This window comes from Nocardiopsis sp. iso_237 (genome assembly GCF_056173345.1).
The window spans coordinates 2631924-2650780 of sequence record NZ_CM149669.1 but is presented as its reverse complement, the minus strand read 5'-3'; the positions used below and the strand labels follow the sequence as shown (position 1 = coordinate 2650780).

At 71.6% G+C, this 18857-nt stretch carries 18 protein-coding genes and 1 tRNA gene; 9 read left to right on the top strand and 10 right to left on the bottom strand.

Going from position 1 to position 18857, the window contains the following annotated elements:
* Positions 1-263 precede the first annotated feature (263 nt).
* Complete coding sequence (locus AC0VYM_RS12230) at positions 264-1637, bottom strand: sensor histidine kinase (protein WP_475462250.1); 1374 nt, start codon at positions 1635-1637, stop codon at positions 264-266.
* Positions 1634-2299 carry a response regulator transcription factor gene (locus tag AC0VYM_RS12225; protein WP_475463010.1) on the bottom strand — a complete coding sequence of 222 codons (666 nt, stop codon included), beginning with the start codon at positions 2297-2299 and terminating at the stop codon, positions 1634-1636. Before AC0VYM_RS12225 ends, AC0VYM_RS12230 begins: the two co-directional genes overlap by 4 nt.
* 161 nt (positions 2300-2460) lie before the next feature.
* On the opposite strand from AC0VYM_RS12225, the gene AC0VYM_RS12220 reads away from it, so the two are divergent.
* The 3 genes from AC0VYM_RS12220 (at position 2461) to AC0VYM_RS12210 (ending at position 5570) form a co-directional block, all read left to right on the top strand.
* On the top strand, positions 2461-3159 hold the full coding sequence (locus tag AC0VYM_RS12220; protein WP_475462249.1) for a hypothetical protein: 699 nt from the start codon (positions 2461-2463) through the stop codon (positions 3157-3159).
* A 143-nt stretch (positions 3160-3302) separates the two neighbouring features.
* A complete protein-coding gene (locus AC0VYM_RS12215; protein WP_475462247.1) occupies positions 3303-4679 on the top strand; it encodes an LCP family protein in 1377 nt (458 codons plus the stop codon).
* Between the two features lie 66 nt (positions 4680-4745).
* Entirely contained in the window at positions 4746-5570 is an 825-nt protein-coding gene (locus tag AC0VYM_RS12210; RefSeq protein WP_475462246.1) for a universal stress protein, read from the top strand.
* A gap of 15 nt (positions 5571-5585) precedes the next feature.
* On the opposite strand, the gene AC0VYM_RS12205 is transcribed toward AC0VYM_RS12210, so the two are convergent.
* The 5 genes from AC0VYM_RS12205 to AC0VYM_RS12185 all read right to left on the bottom strand — a co-directional run bounded on the left by AC0VYM_RS12205 (position 5586) and on the right by AC0VYM_RS12185 (position 8014).
* Positions 5586-5774, bottom strand: a complete 189-nt coding sequence (locus AC0VYM_RS12205) for a GyrI-like domain-containing protein (RefSeq protein WP_475462244.1) — start codon at positions 5772-5774, stop codon at positions 5586-5588.
* Between the two features lie 493 nt (positions 5775-6267).
* A tRNA-Val gene (locus AC0VYM_RS12200) sits at positions 6268-6341 on the bottom strand.
* 53 nt (positions 6342-6394) lie between these two features.
* Positions 6395-6862, bottom strand: coding sequence for a peroxiredoxin (locus tag AC0VYM_RS12195; RefSeq protein ID WP_475462242.1), 468 nt, complete (start codon positions 6860-6862; stop codon positions 6395-6397).
* A gap of 134 nt (positions 6863-6996) precedes the next feature.
* Positions 6997-7422, bottom strand: coding sequence for a DUF3052 domain-containing protein (locus AC0VYM_RS12190; RefSeq protein WP_026129353.1), 426 nt, complete (start codon positions 7420-7422; stop codon positions 6997-6999).
* Positions 7423-7603: 181 nt separating this feature from the next.
* Positions 7604-8014, bottom strand: a complete 411-nt coding sequence (locus AC0VYM_RS12185) for a secondary thiamine-phosphate synthase enzyme YjbQ (RefSeq protein ID WP_475462241.1) — start codon at positions 8012-8014, stop codon at positions 7604-7606.
* A gap of 128 nt (positions 8015-8142) precedes the next feature.
* Here AC0VYM_RS12185 and AC0VYM_RS12180 point away from each other — a divergent pair, with 128 nt between their 5' ends.
* Complete coding sequence (locus AC0VYM_RS12180; RefSeq protein WP_475462239.1) at positions 8143-9810, top strand: alkaline phosphatase D family protein; 1668 nt, start codon at positions 8143-8145, stop codon at positions 9808-9810.
* A gap of 278 nt (positions 9811-10088) precedes the next feature.
* Here the strand turns inward: AC0VYM_RS12180 and AC0VYM_RS12175 are convergent, their stop codons facing one another.
* Both AC0VYM_RS12175 and AC0VYM_RS12170 read right to left on the bottom strand, forming a co-directional pair.
* Positions 10089-11024: a hypothetical protein gene (locus tag AC0VYM_RS12175; RefSeq protein WP_475462237.1), complete on the bottom strand. Its 936-nt coding sequence runs from the start codon at positions 11022-11024 to the stop codon at positions 10089-10091.
* 305 nt (positions 11025-11329) lie between these two features.
* Positions 11330-12568: a PucR family transcriptional regulator gene (locus AC0VYM_RS12170; protein ID WP_475462236.1), complete on the bottom strand. Its 1239-nt coding sequence runs from the start codon at positions 12566-12568 to the stop codon at positions 11330-11332.
* Positions 12569-12896: 328 nt separating this feature from the next.
* Between AC0VYM_RS12170 and AC0VYM_RS12165 the strand changes: the two genes are divergently transcribed.
* From AC0VYM_RS12165 to AC0VYM_RS12145, 5 genes are all read left to right on the top strand, one after another.
* The gene (locus AC0VYM_RS12165) at positions 12897-13805 is read left to right on the top strand and encodes an ACP S-malonyltransferase (protein ID WP_475463009.1); all 909 of its coding nucleotides are present in this window, start codon (positions 12897-12899) and stop codon (positions 13803-13805) included.
* 2 nt (positions 13806-13807) lie between these two features.
* On the top strand, positions 13808-14764 hold the full coding sequence (locus AC0VYM_RS12160) for a beta-ketoacyl-ACP synthase III (protein ID WP_475462234.1): 957 nt from the start codon (positions 13808-13810) through the stop codon (positions 14762-14764).
* A 91-nt stretch (positions 14765-14855) separates the two neighbouring features.
* Positions 14856-15098, top strand: coding sequence for an acyl carrier protein (locus AC0VYM_RS12155; RefSeq protein ID WP_017545094.1), 243 nt, complete (start codon positions 14856-14858; stop codon positions 15096-15098).
* Between the two features lie 135 nt (positions 15099-15233).
* Positions 15234-16472: a beta-ketoacyl-ACP synthase II gene (fabF, locus tag AC0VYM_RS12150; protein WP_475462232.1), complete on the top strand. Its 1239-nt coding sequence runs from the start codon at positions 15234-15236 to the stop codon at positions 16470-16472.
* A gap of 177 nt (positions 16473-16649) precedes the next feature.
* Complete coding sequence (locus tag AC0VYM_RS12145) at positions 16650-17822, top strand: EAL domain-containing protein (protein ID WP_475462230.1); 1173 nt, start codon at positions 16650-16652, stop codon at positions 17820-17822.
* A gap of 76 nt (positions 17823-17898) precedes the next feature.
* Here the strand turns inward: AC0VYM_RS12145 and AC0VYM_RS12140 are convergent, their stop codons facing one another.
* Positions 17899-18840, bottom strand: coding sequence for an SGNH/GDSL hydrolase family protein (locus tag AC0VYM_RS12140; protein ID WP_475462228.1), 942 nt, complete (start codon positions 18838-18840; stop codon positions 17899-17901).
* Positions 18841-18857 lie beyond the last annotated feature (17 nt).

Below are 18857 nucleotides of genomic sequence, written 5' to 3'. Positions count from 1 at the left end.
AAGGCGACGTCCGGATCTCGGAGCGCCGCCTGCACCTGCTTCTAGCTTGGTGGATCAGCTGGAGTACACCAATGTCCCGAATTGCTCATGCCGGGGCCGTGGCTTTGTGGGATCTCCACAAAAACCGTCTCGCCAGGGCCCGCTGGAGGTCGCCAGACGCGAGGTTTGCCACAACCGCACGGATCTGGAGTGCTGTCGGCGGGTGCGCGAGGGAGGTGACCGAATCTCCCAGGAGCGGCGGCCCGCCCCGTCCGGGGGCCCGGTCAGGCCTTGGCTACGGGCAGGAGGATCCGGACCGCGGTCCCCCCGGGGCCGCTCTCGATCTCCACGCTTCCCCCCTGCGCCGTCACCAGGGACCGGACGATCGACAATCCCAGGCCGACGAGTCCGCCCTGCTGGTCGGGGCGTGTCGTCACGAACGGCTCGAACACCAGGGGGAGCACGTCCGGGTCGATCCCGTCCCCGTCGTCCGTGACGGTCAGGGCCACCGTGTCCCCTTCGACTCCGGTGGCCACGTCCACGACGACGTGCGGCGGGTTGTGGTCGATCGCGTTGGAGACCAGGTTCATCAGGCACTGCTCCAACCGGGCCTCGTCTCCGAGCACGACCTGGGGGGAGGCCTCGTGGAAGACCACGGACCGCGCGTGGGACAGGGAGGCCACCCTGGCCCGGACCGCGTCGAACAGGTCGGGCAGGAACACGGGGCCGAGGTGGGCGTCGACCCCGTCGCCGCCGCGCGCCACCGCCATGAGGTCCTCCAGCACGCGCCGCAGCCGTTCGAGTTCGGCGTGCACGATCTCCGCCTCCGGCCCGCCCAGCAGTTCCAGGTGTCCCTCCGCGACCGCGAGGGGCGTGCGGACCTCATGGGAGATCGCCGCCAGGTAGCGGCGCCGTCCCGTGTCCGCCTGCTCGATGCGGGTGAGCATGCGGTTGATCTCGGTGGCCAGCTCCGCGATCTCGTCCCCGGTGTCCGGGACGGGCACGCGGGTCGCCAGGTCGGTCGGTGAGATCCGCTGGGCGGCCGCCGACACCTTCCGCACCGGCGCCAGGGTGCGTCGCACCACCAGCCACAGCGCGACCCCTCCCCCGCCGATGCCGATGCCCCCGGCCACCGCGGTGAACAGCAGGACCGTGGCGGCCGTGTCCTGGACCGTGTCCAACGGCGCGGCGACGGTGATGACGGCGATCTTCTCGTCGGCCGCGTCGGTGACCGGGGTGTCCAGGACCCGGACCCGACCGACGTCGGTGTCCACGGTCCGCGCGACCCCGGGCGCCGACGCGGGCGCGTCGTCACCGCGCATCAACCCCGCGACCTCGGCGGGGCCACCGGTGCTCTGGAGACGGACCCCGTCGACGTGCACCAGCGACACGTGCCGGGGGCCGCTGGGCCGAATCGCCAGCGCACGGTGCGCGGCGCGCTCGGCCTCGGGCCCCGACACCATGCCGTCCAGCCCCGCCGCGGCGGGCAGCTGGTCGCCCAACGTGTCGGTCAGCAGCGCGGACTCCTGTCGCAGCAGGTCGTCGACGTCGTTGCGGCCGGAGACGAGGACCAGTTCGTAGGTGAGGGCGGTGACACCACCGACGACCAGCACCATCACCATGAGCGCCCGAAGGACCAGGCGCCTGGTGAGGCTCACCCCTCGCCGCCGCTCAGGCGGTAGCCGACGCCCCGCACGGTCTGGATGCGTTCCGCCCCGAGCTTGCGACGCAGTTGGCTGACGTAGACCTCGACGACGTTGGACGCTCCGTCGAAGTCGTAGCCCCACACCAGGTCGAGCAGCCGGGACTGGGAGAAGACCTGGCTGGGATGGTGGAGCAGGACCGACAGCAGGGCGAACTCCCGCGCGGACAGGGGGACGACGGCTCCGTCCACGAAGGCCGTGTGCCTCCCCAGGTCCAGGGTGACGCCCCGGGCGGTCACGGCGTCGGCACGGTCCGACCCGCTGGTGCGCAGCCTGGCACGGACCCGGGCCAGCAGTTCGTTCACGCTGAACGGTTTGACCACGTAGTCGTCGGCGCCGGCGTCGAGGTTGACGATCCGATCGCTGACCGCGTCCTTGGCGGTGAGCACGATCACCGGCACCGTGGGACGGCGCAGGCGGAGTCGGCGCAGGACCTCCTCGCCCGCCAGGCCCGGCAGTCCCAGGTCGAGGATGACCAGCTCGACGTCGGTCGACAGCGCCATGACCAGACCGTCGATGCCGTCCGAGGCGGTCACCACCGTGTGCCCGGCGTTCTCCAGAGCGCGCCGGACGAAGGAGACGATGCCCTCCTCGTCCTCCACCACCAGAATCGCCACCGCGCCGAACCCTCCCGTTCCCTTGGACCGGCCCAGCATGCCGTTCGATGCTGAGGCCATGATGAAGGCAACCTGAAAGCCGTCTTCAGGTTGGTTTCAGGTTCCCATCATCGACCTGGGGGACAATGGAGTCCTCTCGACACCCGCGGTTGGAGGGACCGATGACGCGACGCCGCACGACGGTCCTGGTCTCGTGCGCGGCGGTGGCCCTGTCGGTCCTGGGTGTGGGCGGATACGCCGTGCTCAAGGACCCGGAGCTGGCGGTGGAGACGATCCGCCTCGACGGTTTCACCGGTGCCCCCACGCTGCGCCATCCGGTCGGGGAGGGCACGTCGCGCCCGGTCGACGGCTTCGAGCAGCTGACCGGCGAACTGCGTTCCGGCGGCACCGCCGAGGACTGGTACGTCGCCGGGGTGGGGGTGGACTTCGGCCCCCGTGCGTGGCTGCTCGCCGATCCGGTGGTGGAGGACTTCGACGGCGACGGCACGGCGGGCACGATCCTGGAGGAGCTGCGCTCCCTGGAGGGAACCGAGGTCACTCTGGGGGTCCGCTACGGCTCCGAGGGGGACGGTGCCCCCGACGGCGCGGTCGTCTTCACCGTCAACGGAGTGCAGTTCCGGGACACCGACGGCGGGCCCGCGCCGTGGGAGGACACCGGGGCCCGGCACGAGGCCGACCGGGAGGAGGTCTCCGCCACCGCCGAGGAGGCGGTCGGAGAGGGGGCCCGCGCCACCGGTGTCGAGCGGATCGACGAGAGCGGCCCGGGGTGGGCGGTCCGGGTCCTGGGTGCGGACGGACAGGACTACGAGGTGATCCTCGACCTCTCCGGCGGGGTCGAGGACGTCCGCGCGCGCGACTGACGTCCGACGCCCGTACCGCCGCGACGGTCTCCGACACGTCCCCGCCCCAACCTGAAGGGCGTCTTCAGGTTGACCTCAGGAAGCGCTCAGAAACCACTGACACGCTGTTCCGGCTGGGTCGAAACGAGAGAGGAGACGGGGATTTGTCGGGTCCGTCATCCCTGCGGCTTTCCACTGGGAAGTGGGTGGCCTGCGCCGCGACGGCGTTGGTCGTCATCGCGAGTCTGCTGAGTTACGGCTGGTACCAGGGGCTGGTCGGCAACATCACCACCGCCCAGGTGGACACCGACGAGTGGGACCGGCCCACCGACGTCGAGGGCGTCATGAACATCCTCGTCATCGGCTCGGACGTGCGTTCCGGCGAGAACGCCGACTACGGCGCCGCCGAGGGCGAGCGTCCGGACACGATGCTCATCGCGAGCGTCAACGTGGACAACGGCGCGGCCACCCTGGTGAACCTGCCGCGCGACCTCATGGTCGACCTGCCCGGCTGTGACCCTGTGGAGGGGTACGAGGGCATGCAGCCGCAGGAGGGCATGATCAGCTCCGTGATGACCTTCGGCGGTGTGGGCTGCCAGTGGCAGGTCGTCGAGCAGGTCACGGGTGTGCACCTGGACCACTTCCTGATGATGGACTTCGTCGGCTTCAAGGACATGGTGGACGCCATCGGCGGGGTGGAGATGTGCATCCCCGAGCCGGTGGACGACCCCAAGGCGCACCTGGTGCTGGACGCCGGGCTCCAGACCCTGGACGGTGAGGACTCCCTGGGCTTCGTGCGCTCCCGCTACTCGCAGGGCGACGGCAGCGACCTGTCCCGGATCGACCGCCAGCAGGAGTTCATGGGCGCCATGCTGCGCCAGGTCCTGAGCAGCGAGGTGATGAGCAGTCCCGTCACCATCACGCGCTTCCTCGGCGCGGTCACGGACTCGATCACCACCGACGAGGGACTGACCGTGGACACCATGGCCGACATCGCCATCTCCATGCGCGAGGTCGACCTGGACCGGGTCCAGTTCGTCACGGTGCCCAACGGCGCCCACCCGGCCGACGAGAACCGCATCATCATGAGCGACGCGGCCCCGGCCCTGTTCGAGGCCATCAACAACGGCCAGGACCTGGGCGGAGGGAACGACGGCGGCGAGGCGCAGGAGAGCTCCGTGGAACCCGGCGACGTCACCGTGGAGGTGGTGAACAACACCGGGATCGAGGGGCTCGCCCTGGAGATCCAGGCGGTCCTGGTCGACGACGGGTTCGTGGTCACCGGCACGGGCAACCCCGAGCAGCGTGCCCCCGAGGCGACCACGGTCTACCACGGCCCGGGCGAAGAGGACGCGGCCGGGTTGCTCGCGAACAGCCTCACCAACGCGCAGACCGAGGAGGTCGAGGGCCTGGAGCAGACCCTCGAACTGGTCGCCGGATCGGACTGGGAGGGCTTCGGAAGCTCCTCCTCCGACAGCGACCTGTCCATCACCGACGACCTCGGCGGCGTCACCGCCGAGGAACAGGAGAGCGCGTGCTGACGGGGCGACGACCGCGTCGGGCGAGCGACGCCCGGCCCGGGGGGCCGAGTTCCGATGCGAGGAAACGTGAACGCCCGATCGACCGTGACCGTGGGCGGTGACGGCTCCCGAGCCAGTCTCGACGCCGTCGAGTGGGCGAGCGCCTACGCGCGCCTCTGGGAAGCCTCGCTCCGGATCGTGACCGTGGGGTCGTCCGAACCGGCCAACAGGAGCCCGATCTCGGACTCCAGGAGGCAGATCTCCCGCGAGGAGTTCCAGAGCGACCAGCGGCTCCGGCGCAGGGCGGAGGCGGCCTTCTCCCGCGCCGTGGGGGCCGTACCGGAGGACCGCATCGAGGTGCTGGTCGTCGCCGGGGACCCCGTCGACGCACTGCTCGCCTCAGCGGACGGGGGCCCGTTGGTGGTCGGCACACGCCGACTGGGGTTCCTGTCCGGAACCATCGCCGGGTCCGTCAGCCGAAGGCTGATCGGCCGCTCCCCCGGCCCCGTGACCGTCGTCTCCGGGGCCGCCACACAGGGACGGGGACGCGTCGTCGCGGGCGTCGACGGCGGTCCCTCCACCCGCGCGGTGGTGTCCTACGCCCTTGAGGAGGCCCGGATCCGCGGGGCGGAGCTCCTGGTCTTCCGAGCGCTCGGAGACTCCTCCCCGAACGAGCGCTCCGGGACGGCGGCGGCGATCGACGCAGCGAGGAAGTCGGACCGGTACGTGCCCGTCCGTGAGGAGGACGAGCGGGGCGATCCGGTCGACCTCCTCGTGGAGCGCTCGGCCGACGCCGACCTGATCGTCATCGGGACGCGGAGCCTGGGGCTGACCGCCGGGCTCCTGCGCGGGTCGGTCGGACAGAGACTGACCGTGCGGGCCCGGTGCCCGGTCGTGGTCATCCCCGGCTGAGGGCCGGGGCTCCGCTCAGCGGTCCGTGACGGGCTGCCTGAGGATGGTGCGCAGCCTCTCGGGGGCGCTCCTGCGGGGATCGCTGAGATAGATCTCGTGGTGCCTGCCGGTCATCCGCAGGCCGTGATCCGGGATGAACCCGTCGTGCATCCGCGCGAGCACCTCGGCCTCCTCGTCGAAGGGGCCCACGTGCAGCGTCTGCACGCAGCGGCCCTCGGAGAGGGATTCCAGGCGGACGTCGTCCAGGCGGGTCGGCCGCTTCCTCCCACGGACCTCCTCGACGGGGCCGGGACCAGGCCCGGCCCGATCCAGTCGGGAACCATGAGCATCAGTGTCCACTCCCACCGCGACCTGTCCCGGGAGACCGTGAAGGAGCCCATGTCCCGGGCCCACCACAGCCCCTCCAGGGGCGGAACGACGTAGTCCCGGCCGAGCTCGCGCCTACTGGCGAACTTCAGCGTGTAGGCGACCGGATAGAGCGCCTCGACCCCCTCGGTGAAGAGCGGGGAGGAGTTGGGGTCGCCGTGTCCGTCCACCATGAGGTAGCGGAGGTCCGGCACGTCCAGGACGCGGAACCGACCGCGTCGGGCCCGGTAGGAGTCGAGACTCCGTCTGAAGTCGGTCCTGTCCGTCATCGGCGGTACCCGCCTCGTCGTGCGGCTCCGGAGAACCGGAACGGACACCGGTCCGTTCCACGTGGGCGCGAAGGGACTCGAACCCCTGGCCTATTGCTTGTAAGGCAATTGCTCTAACCAACTGAGCTACGCGCCCGTGTGTGCGTCGCGAGAGATCATACCGCTTCGCGGTGGTTCCCCGCGCCCGGATCATCCCGCCAGGTGGCGGGCCTGGGCCACGTACTCGTCGACGTCCCGGGGACGGTCGACGGGCGTGTGCGCGGTCCAGCGGACGGTGCCCCCGGCGTCGATGAGGAAGGTGCCCCGCCGGGCCACTCCGCGCCCGTCGTCGAAGACCCCGTAGTCCCGGGCGACCCCGCCGTGCGGCCAGAAGTCCGAGAGCAGCGCGAAGGGGAACCCCTCCCGGTCGGACCAGGTGCGCAGGGCGAAGGTCGAGTCCACCGACACCGCCAGCACCGTGACCCCGAGACCTCGGAGCACGTCATGGTGTTCGCGCAGGTCCGCGAGCTCTCCGGAGCACACCCCCGAGAAGGCCAGCGGGTAGAACACGACGAGCACGGGGCCGCCCCGCAGGGCGCTCAGGACGGTGTCCTGGCCGTACTGGTCCCGGAGGCTGAACTCGGGCGCGCGGGCGCCCACGGAGACGGTGTCGGTCATGCTCGCGTTCGTGTCGGCCGACCGCACGGGCCGGTACCGGCGCCCGCCGGTCGGCGGGCGCCCCTCAGCGCCGCGCGTCCGTGCTTCCTGGGACGCGCGGCGCCGGACGACTCACCCGGTACGGGTGGTGTCCGTCACCGCTTGGGAACGACCAGGCGGGTGCCCGACCAGTCGGCGCCGATGCTGACCGCGCTGGTCTGGGACAGGCCCGAGGTGGTGGCGGCCTCGGCCACGTCGTTGGGGGACACGTGCAGCTCACGACCGGCCTTCGGGGTCAGGACCAGGATGGTCCCGCCGTCGGCGATGGTCGTCACCGTGTCCATCAGAGCGTCGGTGAGGTCGCCTTCCTCGTCGGACCGCCACCACAGCAGTGCCGCGTCGACGTCGCCGTCGAAGTCCTCGTCGACCAGTGCCTCGCCCGTGAGTTCGGCGATGGAAGCGCGCAGTCCCTCGTCGACGTCATCGTCGAACCCGAATTCCTGCACCACCTGACCCGGCTTGAATCCGAGTCGGTCAGCCAAGCCGCGTTCGCTTTGTGCCTGGCCCGCGGTCGCGCTCACGAAAGTTCTCCTCCACAGATGGTTTTTCTCAATCTTGCCTGCACGAAGCAGTTGTCACAACGATGCCGGGCATTTTTTGTCGCCCGTCACGTGGGTCCGTAACCATCGCTGATGGCCTAGTTCACACGCTAGTGGCATATCCCGTCAACGCGCGTCCGAACCCGGCTCGCGTCGAATCAGCTCATCCGGACTCCAGGAAGGACAACCGGACCTGCCGATCCGGGTTGTCCACGTTCAGGTCCACGATCGCGATGGACTGCCACGTGCCCAGTTCGAGTCTGCCGGATAGTACTGGCACTGTGGTCTGCGGTGCGACGAACGCCGGCATGACGTGTGAGCGTCCGTGTCCTCGGGACCCGTGCCGGTGACGCCACCGGTCGTCGGCTGGTAGCAGGTCGTCGAGGGAGGCCAGGAGGTCGTCGTCGGACCCCGCGCCCAGCTCGATGATGGCCACACCCGCCGTCGCGTGCGGGACGAAGACGTTGAGCAGGCCGTCGCCGCCGCTTCGGGCGACGAACTCTCGGCACTGCTCGGTGATGTCGGTGACGCTCTCCGATCCGCCGGTGTGCAGCTCAAGGATCAGTGTCCGCATAGCGACACCTTCGCGCAGCCTGGCCCCCGGTGCAACCATCACCTGTGCGTCCGCGGGTGACCGAACCCCTCTGAAGGGGCCATACTCCTCCCCGACGTGTGTGAAACTGGACGAAAGAAGGGATAAGGGTGACTGTCTCGTTACTTTTGGGGCCCGTGCTTCGCCACGTGGGCCCCGCCACGGCGACGGTGTGGGTGGAGACGGACGCCCCCTGTGACGTCCGGGTTCGCGTGGACGGCGGGCCGGTCTCGGCCAGCCGCACCTTCACGGTCCACGGCCACCACTACGCCGTGTGCGAAATCGAGGGCCTGACGCCGGGTTCCGTCCTTCCCTACGAGGTCTTCCTCGGTGAGGACCGGGTGTGGCCCGAACCCGACAGCCCGTTGCCGCCGAGCGTCCTGCGCACCCTGTCCCCGGACGCGCCGACGCGGCTGCTGTACGGCTCCTGCCACACCCCCACCGGTGACACTCCCGAGGGCCTGGTCCGCTACGGCCCCGACATGCTCCGCGCCACCGCCCGCCGTCTGGCCCGTGAGGACCCGACGGAGGACAACCTGGTCCTGCTGCTGATCGGTGACCAGGTCTACGCCGACGAGGTCCAGGAACCCATGCGGGCCTTCCTCCAGGAGCGGCGCGGCGCGGACGACCCGGACGGCGCGCCCGAGGGCGAGGTCGTCCGCTTCGACGAGTACGCCGAGCTCTACCGCCAGGCCTGGTCCGATCCCCAGGTGCGGTGGCTGCTGTCGACCGTGCCCACGCTGATGGTCTTCGACGACCACGACATCCGCGACGACTGGAACACCTCGGCCGCCTGGCGCGGCGCGATGGACGGCCACCCGTGGTGGCGCACCCGGGTGACCAGCGGTGTCGGCGCCTACTGGGTGTACCAGCACGTGGGGAACCTCTCCCCCGACGCGCGCGCCAAGGACCCGCTGTGGGCTGCCGTGCGCGACCACCGCGATCGCGGCACCGACGCAGGGGACACGGTGGACTCGTTCGCCTGGCGGGCGCACGACGACCCCTCCTCCTACCGGTGGAGCCACCACCACGACGTGGGCGGCGTGCGGGTCCTGGTGACCGACACCCGCTGCGGCCGGGCCCTGGACGAGGACGACCTCTCCGGCGGTTCCAGGTCCATCCTGGGCCCCGACGGGCACGACTGGCTGGACGAGCACCTGACCGGCGGCCCCGACCACCTCGTGGTGGCCTCCACCGTCCCGGTCCTGCTGCCGCCCTCCGTGCACCACCTGGAGGCGTGGAACGAGGCGGTGTGCGCGGGTGCCTGGGGTTCGGCGGCCAGGGGCCCCGCCGAGCGGCTGCGCCAGGCCCTGGACCTGGAGCACTGGGGCGCCTTCCAGTACTCCTTCCACCGCCTCGCGGACGCCGTGCTCGACGTCGCCCGTGGCGGCCGGGGTCCGGCTCCCGCCACGGTCCTCCTGCTCAGCGGAGACGTCCACTTCTCCTACCTGGCGCGCGCCCGGGCGCGCGCGGGACGGACGACCTCGCGGGTCGCCCAGCTGGTCTCCTCCGCGCTCTGCAACCAGCTCTCCCCGAACCTGCGCCGTGCGGCCACGGTGTCCGCGAGCTGGCCCCTCCAGCTGGCCGGGGGCGTCCTGACGCGGCTGGCCGGGGTGCGCCGCAGCCCGCTGTCCTGGCGTCTGGCGGAACGGCCCTACTTCGGCAACACCATCGGTGAGGTGGTCTTCGACGGCCGCGAGGCCGAGGCGCGCTGGTACCACTGCCCGCAGGGCGGGGACGACGCCCTGCCCGAGATCCGTCGACGGGTCCGTGTCTGACCCTCGGAACAGCTCCGGCGGCGCCCGTGTGGGCGCCGCCGGAGGTGTTTTCGGAGTCCCGTGCCGGAGTGCGGCTAGGGAGTGTTTTTTGGATGCTTTCGCCGGTGGCGGCGGAGCCGCCATCGATGCGAGCGGCCGTCGCCCCTACTGTGCGCTGCTACGCAAGCTCCGCAGCCTCGCACAGCGGGGGCCCGCCCGGGTTTGGCTGTCCGAGCTTCATCGGCGCAGTGAGAGGCAGCCTGGTGGTCGCGAGCGCGGAATGATCCAAAAAACACGACCTAGGGCTTGTGCGAGGGCGGGCGCCGACTGGCGTGCCCCCGGCGCCGGTTGCGCACGCTCAGACCGAGCGCGCCACCCTCCTCCAGGAGCTGCCGGGCGGCCCGGTTGACGGTGCCGCGCGACCCGGTGGCCGCCGCGGGGGTGTCCTCGGTCTCGACCAGGTCGGGCTTGGGCAGGAGTGTGGTGGGCTCGTTGTCCTGGTCGTCGAGTTCCTCGGGAAGCGCGTGCAGCTTGCGGGTGCGCTGGAGCCGGGGCCCCTCCGCCTCGGGCCGGTCCTCGACGGGGGCCTGCGCCTCGGTGGGGTTGCGCTTCTCCTCGTCGACGGCCTCCTGCCACGCCTGGTCCTGCTGCTGGTCCTCCTGCTTCTGGCGGTCCAGACGGCGGGCGCGGTCGGTGCGCCACGCCCGGTAGGAGCGGACCAGCGTCGTCACGACCGGCCAGGTGACCCTGGCGGGCCGGGAGAGGGCGTGCCAGAGGTAGGCGGTGGTACCCCAGGCCTCCATGGCGCGGCGGGCCCTGGTGATGGTGAAGAACGTGGGCATGGCCAGCAGCAGCTGCGGCCAGGCCAGGGCCAGCGCGGCGAACAGCGGGTACATACCGCCGCCCGCGATGGCGGCCGCGGCGCCGATGACCATGGGCACCAGGGCCAGCGCCACCCTCAGCTGGGTGAACTGCCGGAAGCGGTGCAGGGAGCGGCGGGCCGAGACCGGCGGCGCCAGACCCTCGGGAAGCGGGGTGGGCTGCACGATCACGGCGAGCAACAGCGTTCCCACGCCCACGCTCGCGGCCAGCAGGATGGTCCATCCGGCGGCGGACATCGCGCCGCCCACCAGCAGGTACACCAGACCCAGGACCGGAATCGGCGCGGGGAGCCAGAACAGGACACGCCTGCGCAGCTCACCCTCCTGTGTGGGTTGGAGTACGAAATCGATCACCGGGCGTAGTATCCGGAACCTCTTCCTCGGTCGCTCGACCACAGCGTTGGACCCCCCAAGAACGTCGTGACGGAGCGGTGCGGGGAGCGACGCCCGAGGGTTTTCGTCGTCTCTGGCTCCACCTGCAACCTGCCCGTATCAAAGCTATCTCTTTTCGCGTAGTCCCCGGGCGCACACGGTCAGTTACACACATACCCGACGCTGGTGAAACTTCCATAAACCAGACGAAAAGGGAGGCAACGATCAGATTACGACGTGGCGGAGGTCACGCCCGTGAGCGTGGCCGACACCGGCCACGGCGTCGATCAGTCCCGGGTTTCGGACAATCGGCCGAGGGCCACCGCCACCCGGAGCACGAAGGAGCCCCGCCCGTCCGAGGGGATGTGCCCCGTGAGCTCGGAGATCCGGCTTAGCCGGTAGCGCACCGTGTTCGGGTGCACGAAGAGCATGCGCGCCGTGGCCTCCAGTGACGAGGCGTGTTCGAGGTACACCGACAGCGTGTCCAGCAGCGGGGAACCGGCTCCCTGGAGGGGCAGGTACACCTCCGTCACCAGCTGCTGGCGGGCCTCCGCGTCACCCTCCAGCGCCCGCTCGGGCAGCAGGTCGTCGGCGAGCACGGGCCGGGGGGCGTCGGGCCACGCGACGGCGGCCCGCAGACCGTTCACCGCGGACCGCACCGAGGAGCCCGCCGCGTGCAGGTCGGCCACGGCCGGGCCCACCACCACGGGCCCGTCCCCGAACAGCCCCGCCAGGGGCTCCACGGGCTCGATCGGGAGGTCGTCGACCGGGTGCCGGTCACCCACCCCGACCACCACGACCACACGGCGCCCCTGCATGCCCGCCAGCACGTCGTAGCCCAGGCGGCGCGCGGCCGAGCGCAGGTCGTCCATGACCTTGCCGCCGTCCTCGTCACCGATGTCCCCGGCCACCGCGATCACCGGCGTGTGCGACCAGCCCAGCGCGGACCCCCAGGTCTGGAGCCCCTCCACCTGGTCCCCGTGCAGGAGCGCGTCGACGATCAGCGCCTCCAGCCGCGCGTCCCAGGCGCCACGGGCCTCGGCCGCGCGTGCGTAGACCTTGGCGGAGCTGAAGGCCACCTCACGCGTGTAGCGGAGCATGGCCTCGCGCAGCTGCTGTTCGCCGCCCGGGGCGGCCAGGTCGTCGACCTGGTTCTCGACCACCTCGATGACCACCCGGATCATGTCGACGGTCTGCTGGAGGGAGACCGACCGGGTGAGTTCGCGCGGGGCGGTGCCGAACACCTCCACCGTGATCGCGGGACGGCCGCGGGCCGGGTCGCGGAACCAGTCCACGAAGGCGGCCACTCCGGACTGCGCCACGAGGCCGATCCAGGACCGGTCCTGGGCCGACATCCGGCGGAACCAGCCGAGCCGCTCCTCCATGCGGCTGACGGCGGCGGTGCCCAGCGCGCCCATGGAGCGTTCCAGGCGTCGGACGGTCTCGGCGCGGATCTGGTCCTGAGGGGCGCCGCTCCCGGTCGGCGCGCTCGCGCCGTCCTCGGTCGGTCGGGGTTCGGTGTTCACTCGTCTAGGTTCGCATCCTCTCCGCACCCGATCCGGAGTTCGCCCCCGTGTCGGCCGTCACCCCCCGGATCCACCGGTTCGGGAGCGGCGCGCGAGGGGCCCGCGTACCGTCGGAAAGTGATCTCCTCCACCCGTTTCGGGTTTGTGGGCACATGACCGGTGGCTTTTTGTGGATTACCTACAAACGGACTTCGGTGAACTTCGTGTCTCCCACCATCCAGCTGGTGATCTCCTACAGGGCAAGGTTGATGTCGTGCTTGTAATCGTTGCTCCAGGCCAAGGCGCCCAGGTTCCCGGTTTCCTCTCCCCGTGGCTCGAACTCCCCGGCATGGCCGAGACGTTCTCCTCGTGGTCCGAGGTGACCGGTCTCGACCTCGTGCGTTACGGCACCACGGCGGACGCGGACGAGATCCGCGACACCGCCGTCGCCCAACCGCTCCTGGTGAGCGCCGGACTGGCCGCGGCCACCGCGCTGCTCGGGCCGCTGGCCGCCCCCGGCGCCCCGCTGCCCGCCTCGCCCTCCCTCGTGGACGCCACGGCCGGGCACAGCGTCGGTGAGTTCACCGCCGCCGCGCTGGCCGGTGTGCTCTCCCCCAAGGACGCGCTGGCCCTGGTGGCCGAGCGCGGACGCGGGATGGCCGACGCCGCCGCCCGCACGGAGACCGGGATGACCGCGGTCCTGGGCGGTGAGCGCGAGGCGGTCCTGGCCGCGATCGAGGCGGCCGGGCTCACTCCGGCCAACGACAACGGCTCCGGCCAGATCGTGGCCGCCGGAACCACCGCCCAGCTGGCGGCGTTCGCCGAGAACCCGCCCGAGCGGGCCCGACTGCGCCCCCTGTCCGTGGCCGGTGCCTTCCACACCGAGCACATGGCCCCGGCCGTGGATCGGGTGCGGGACGCCGCCCGGAACCTGCCCACCGCCGACCCCAGCGTCCGTCTGCTCTCCAACGCCGACGGGGCCGTGGTCGAGAGCGGCGCCGAGTACCTGGACCGCCTCGTCTCGCAGATCTCCTCACCGGTCCGCTGGGACGCCTGCACCGACACCCTCTCCGGCCTCGGAGTGACCGCGTTCATCGAGCTGACCCCGGCGGGCACGCTCAGCGGCCTCGCCAAGCGCGCGCTGCGCGGTATCGAGATCCTCGCGGTGAAGACCCCCGACGACCTCGAACGCGCCGGCGCCCTCATCAAGGAGCACGCGGGGACCCCCTCCCCCGCGAGCAGCCAGCAGGAAGGCTGAGCATGTTCAACGTCCCCAGTGCGCCCGGCGGCGCCGCGATCCGTTCCTTCGGCGGGTACCAGCCGTCGCGGGTCGTGACCAACGCCGACCTGGAGGCCCGCGTCGACACCAACGACGAGTGGATCCAGAGCCGTGTGGGCATCAGGGAGCGTCGCGTCGCCGGTCCCGAGGACTCCGTGGCGAGCATGGCCGTGGCCGCCGGAGGCAAGGCGCTCGCCGCGGGCGGGATCTCCCCCGAGGACATCGACCTGGTGATCGTGGCCACCTGCACCGTGCAGGACCAGATCCCGAACACCGCGGCGACCGTCGCCGCCCGGCTCGGCATCACCGCCCCGGGCGCCTTCGACGTCAACGCGGCCTGCGCGGGCTTCGTCTACGCGCTCGGACTGGCCTCGGACTCGGTCCGGGCCGGAAGCTCCCGCAACGTCCTGGTGATCGGCTCGGAGAAGCTCAGCGACTGGGTGGACTGGCAGGACCGGTCCACCTGTGTGATCTTCGCCGACGGCGCCGGGGCGGCCGTGGTCTCGGCCTCCGAGGAGCACGCCGTCGGTCCGGTCGTCTGGGGTTCCTCGGGCGAGCGCGCCGACACCATCCACCTGCGTGAGGGCAAGTACCTCCACCAGGAGGGCCAGGCCGTCTTCCGGTGGACCACCACCGAGCTGTACAAGGTGGCACTGGAGGCCATGGAGCGCGCCGGGGTGGAGCCGACCGAGCTCACCGCCTTCGTGCCCCATCAGGCCAACCTGCGGATCGTCGAGTCCATCGCGCGCAAGCTGGGGGCGCCCCAGGCACTCGTGGCGCGCGATATCGTCACCGCGGGCAACACCTCCTCCGCCTCGATCCCTCTCGCGCTCTCGCGCATGGTCGAGCGCGGGGAACTTCCGTCGGGGAGCACCGTGCTCACTCTGGGATTCGGTGCGGGCCTGGTCTACGCCGCACAGGTGATCCGCATCCCCTGATCCGATGATCCGGTCCCGGCGGACGCGGGCCAGCCCGCCCCGCTCGGGAACGTCACCCGGCACCACTTTCGTCAAGCAAGGAGAACACGACATGGCCGACCACAGCGAGCAGGACATCCTCAAGGGCCTCGGCGAGATCGTCGAGGAGATCGTCGGCACCGACCCCGCCGAGGTCACCCCGGAGAAGACGTTCGTGGACGACCTGGACATCGACTCGCTGTCCATGGTGGAGATCGCCGTCGCCGCGCAGGACAAGTTCGGCGTGGAGATCCCCGACGACCAGCTCAAGGACCTGAAGACGGTCCAGGACGTCATCAACTTCATCCAGAAGTAGCGCGTCCGGGCCGCCGGTCCGCACCCCGGCCCGGCGGCCCGACCCGTCCCCACCAAGGACACCCCAGACCCACTCATTCGCCACGCCTCCCGGCACACCGAGCCGGGATCGACCCACGAGAAGGGCGATCGGATCATGTCCAAGACCGATGTCGTCGTCACCGGCCTCGGCGCCACCACCCCCCTCGGGGGTGACGTCGCGACCACATGGTCCGCGCTCCTTGACGGCCGCTCCGGGATCAGCATGCTGCCGGAGGACTGGCACGAGAAGCTTCCGGTGCACTTCGCCGGGCGGATCGCGCAGGAACCCTCGGAGAAGCTGCCGCGCCCCCGGCTGCGCCGCCTCGACCGGACCCAGCAGTTCGCCCTCATCGCCGCGCAGGAGGCCTGGGAGCACGCGGGTACCCCCGACGTCGACCCCCTCCGTCTCGGTGTGGTGGTCTCCAGCGGGATCGGTGGCATCCTCACCATCCTGGAGCAGTACGACACCTTCCGTGAGAAGGGCTGGAAGCGGGTCTCCCCGTTCACCGTGCCCATGCTCATGCCCAACAGCCCGGCCGCCGCCGTGGCCCTGGAGTTCACCGCTCGCGCGGGCGCCCACGCCCCCGTCAGCGCCTGTGCCTCCAGCGCCGAGGCCATCGCCAACGGTGTGGACATGATCCGCGCGGGCCGTGCCGACGTGGTGATCGCGGGCGGCACCGAAGCCGCGATCCACCCCCTGAACATCGCCTCCTTCGCCTCCATGCGCGCGCTGTCCACGCGCAACGACGACCCGCAGACCGCGTCCCGTCCCTGGGACAAGGACCGCGACGGCTTCGTCATGGGCGAGGGCGCGGGCATCCTCGTCCTGGAGTCCGCGGAGCACGCCGCCAGGCGCGGCGCGCACGTGTACGCCCACGCCTCCGGTGTCGGCTACACCGACGACGCCCACGACATCGTCATGCCCGACCCCGAGGGCGCCGGGCAGGCCCGCGCCATCACCCAGGCGCTGGCCGACGCCGACCTCAAGCCGAGCGACATCGTGCACGTCAACGCGCACGCCACGTCGACCCCGGCCGGGGACGTCGGCGAGACCCGCGCGATCCGCACGGCGCTGGGTGACTCCGCCGCCGACCGCGTCGCGGTGACCTCCACCAAGTCCATGACCGGCCACCTCCTGGGCGGTGCGGGGGCCGTGGAGTCGATCGCGACGATCCTGGCGCTGCACGACGGCCAGATCCCGCCGACCATCAACATCTCCGAGCTCGACCCCGAGGTGGCCGTGGACATCGTCCGCGACAAGCCCCGGGAGATGCCGAGCGGAGACGTCGCCGCCATCAACGAGTCGTTCGGCTTCGGCGGCCACAACATCGCCGTGGCCTTCCGCCGCGCCTGATCCGACCGGCCGCGCACCGCGCGGCACAGGGTCCTCCAGTGGGCGTCACCGCACGGTGACGCCCACTGTCGTGTCCGTGACCTCCGTCGACCGTTCGTGAACGCCCGGCGGCCCGTGTCCCAAGAACGGACGAACTCCGCCGCGCGGGTCTTCATGCGGGCGCGCCCGCGCGCGACCATGGCAGACGTGTCCACCCTGCCCCGTCCCCACGCCCGCCCGGCCACCGGCGCCGACGACCGGCCCGGGCGCCGCCGTCGCGGCCCGGCCTTCCGACCCGTCGTGGACCTGGACTCCGGTGCCGTGGTGGCCGTGGAGGTCGTCGCCGCCGTTCCTGCGGGGCTCGGCCGCCCGGACGGACGGGGCGGCGGGTCCGCCCCGGTGGCCGAGTGGTTGGCGTCCCTGGTGCGCGCCGGTGTCGGGGTCGAGAGCCTGCTGCCGCTGGTCCTGCCGCTGCCCTCGGCCGCCCTGGTCGACGGCACCGACCTGCCAGGCCTGGTCGAGGGCGCGCTGCGCCGGGCCGGGCGCCGACCGCGCGACGTGACCCTGATGCTCACCCCGGACCTTGTGGAGCTGCCCCGGGCCTCCGTCCTGACGGCGGTCTCGGGACTGCGCTCGCTGGGGTTCCGCTGCGGCTTCGGGACCGCGATGACCCGGCCGGACCTGGTCGTGGAGGCCACCCCGTTCCTGATCCGGTTGGATCCGGTCCTGGTGTCCGGGATCGACGGCGACCAGCGCAACGGGGGGATCGTGGACGGGCTGGCCCGGATCGGGCGGAGCAGCGGCGTGTACGCGATGGCCGACGGCGTGGACCGGAGCGAGGAGATCGTGCGCCTGCGCGCGTGCGGGGTGCGGCTGGGCTGCGGCGCGTTCTTCGCGGACCCCGGCTGGCGGCCCGGTGAGAAGGTGACGCCGGTGCCGGAACCGGCGGCCACGGCCCTGGACGACACCGACGCGGGCCCTCGGGTCACCGAGTTCATGGTGCCGCCGCTGGACTTCGACTCCGAGTCCACGGGTGAGCACGTCCTGGAGGCGTTCACCGGGGACACCGCGCTCAACAGCGTGGTGCTCATCGACCACCGGGAGCGGCCGACGGGGGTCATCGACCGGACCCGCTTCCTGCTGTCGGTGACGGGGCGGTACGGGCACGCCCTGCACGCGAAGCGTCCGGCGCTGCGGCTGGCGGAGTCACCCCGGACCGTGCCCGCCTGGATGTCCGCGATCTCGGCGCTGCGGGTGGCGGGGCGGGACCGCGAGCGGGTCTACGACGACCTGATCGTGACCAACCCCTACGGCCAGTGCGTGGGGGTCGTGCACGTCAGCGACCTCATCCAGTCGCTGTCCCGGCAGTGACCCCGGACAGCACGGAGGCCGCGCTCCCCCGAAGGACGGGGGGCGCGGCCACGATGAGGGTTCGGGCCCGGCGCGGTCAGCGCAGGGGCTCGGGGCCCTTGGTGCCCGAGGGGCTGCTGGTCGGGGGCGTGTCGTCCGCCGAGTAGTCGTTGTAGTGCGTGTCCGCCCCGGACCTGCGCAGTTCCTCCCGCAGCTGTTCGCGGGTCTGCTCGTCGTGCAGGAAGTCCAGCTCGGGTCGGCGCGGCAGCAGGCCGTCACCGGAGGAGCGGCCCATCGCGCGGCGGCGCAGCCACGGCACGAGGTACTGGCGGGCCCAGCGGCGGCCCTCCCTGCGACGCAGGATGCGGGGCAGCTGCTGGGGCGGGGTGGCCCACGGGTCGGTCCAGGACTCGGGCGGCCCCATGGGGTGTCCGAGCAGGTCGGCGACGCGCGCCGCGACGATCTGGTGTCCGGCGCCGTTGGGGTGCAGCCGGTCGTCGCTCCAGGCCCGGGGGTCGTTGAGGGCGTTGAGGGCCCACAGGTCGACGATCTCGGTTCCGGTGCGCTCGGCCACGGCCCGCATGTGCATGCTGAACACCGCGATCCGGCCCCGGTAGAGGCGCAGGACGGGGATCCATCCGGTGTCGTGGCCCGCCAGGATGACCACGCGGATGCCCGCGTCACGCAGCTGGCGCACGCCCCACTCGAACTTCTCGGCCAGCTCGTCGAGGTCGCCGCCGGGGCGGAGGACGTCGTTGCCGCCCGCGAGCACGGTGACCAGGTCGGGCTTCCACGCGAGGGTCTGTTCGAGCTGTTCGCCGAAGATGTGTTTCATCCGACGTCCTCGGACGCCGAGGTTGGCATAGCGGAAGTCCGGGGAGAGCGTGCCCAGGTGTTCCGCGAGGCGGTCCGCGAACCCCCGGTACTCACCGCCGGGACCGCTGTCGTCCAGCATCCCCTCTGTGATGCTGTCACCGATCGCCACGTAGGACCGGATGAGCTCCGGTCTGTCCGCGGGCGCAGCAGTGGGGGGATTCATCTCAAGGTCTGTCACGT

Coding starts and splice junctions, on each gene's coding strand:
- AC0VYM_RS12220 (WP_475462249.1), top strand. CDS start 2,461: ATGACGCGACGCCGCACGACGGTCCTGGTCTCGTGCGCGGCGGTGGCC.
- AC0VYM_RS12195 (WP_475462242.1), bottom strand. CDS start 6,862: ATGACCGACACCGTCTCCGTGGGCGCCCGCGCGCCCGAGTTCAGCCTC.
- AC0VYM_RS12185 (WP_475462241.1), bottom strand. CDS start 8,014: ATGCGGACACTGATCCTTGAGCTGCACACCGGCGGATCGGAGAGCGTC.
- AC0VYM_RS12165 (WP_475463009.1), top strand. CDS start 12,897: ATGGCCGAGACGTTCTCCTCGTGGTCCGAGGTGACCGGTCTCGACCTC.
- AC0VYM_RS12160 (WP_475462234.1), top strand. CDS start 13,808: ATGTTCAACGTCCCCAGTGCGCCCGGCGGCGCCGCGATCCGTTCCTTC.
- AC0VYM_RS12155 (WP_017545094.1), top strand. CDS start 14,856: ATGGCCGACCACAGCGAGCAGGACATCCTCAAGGGCCTCGGCGAGATC.
- fabF (WP_475462232.1), top strand. CDS start 15,234: ATGTCCAAGACCGATGTCGTCGTCACCGGCCTCGGCGCCACCACCCCC.
- AC0VYM_RS12145 (WP_475462230.1), top strand. CDS start 16,650: ATGGCAGACGTGTCCACCCTGCCCCGTCCCCACGCCCGCCCGGCCACC.
- AC0VYM_RS12140 (WP_475462228.1), bottom strand. CDS start 18,840: ATGAATCCCCCCACTGCTGCGCCCGCGGACAGACCGGAGCTCATCCGG.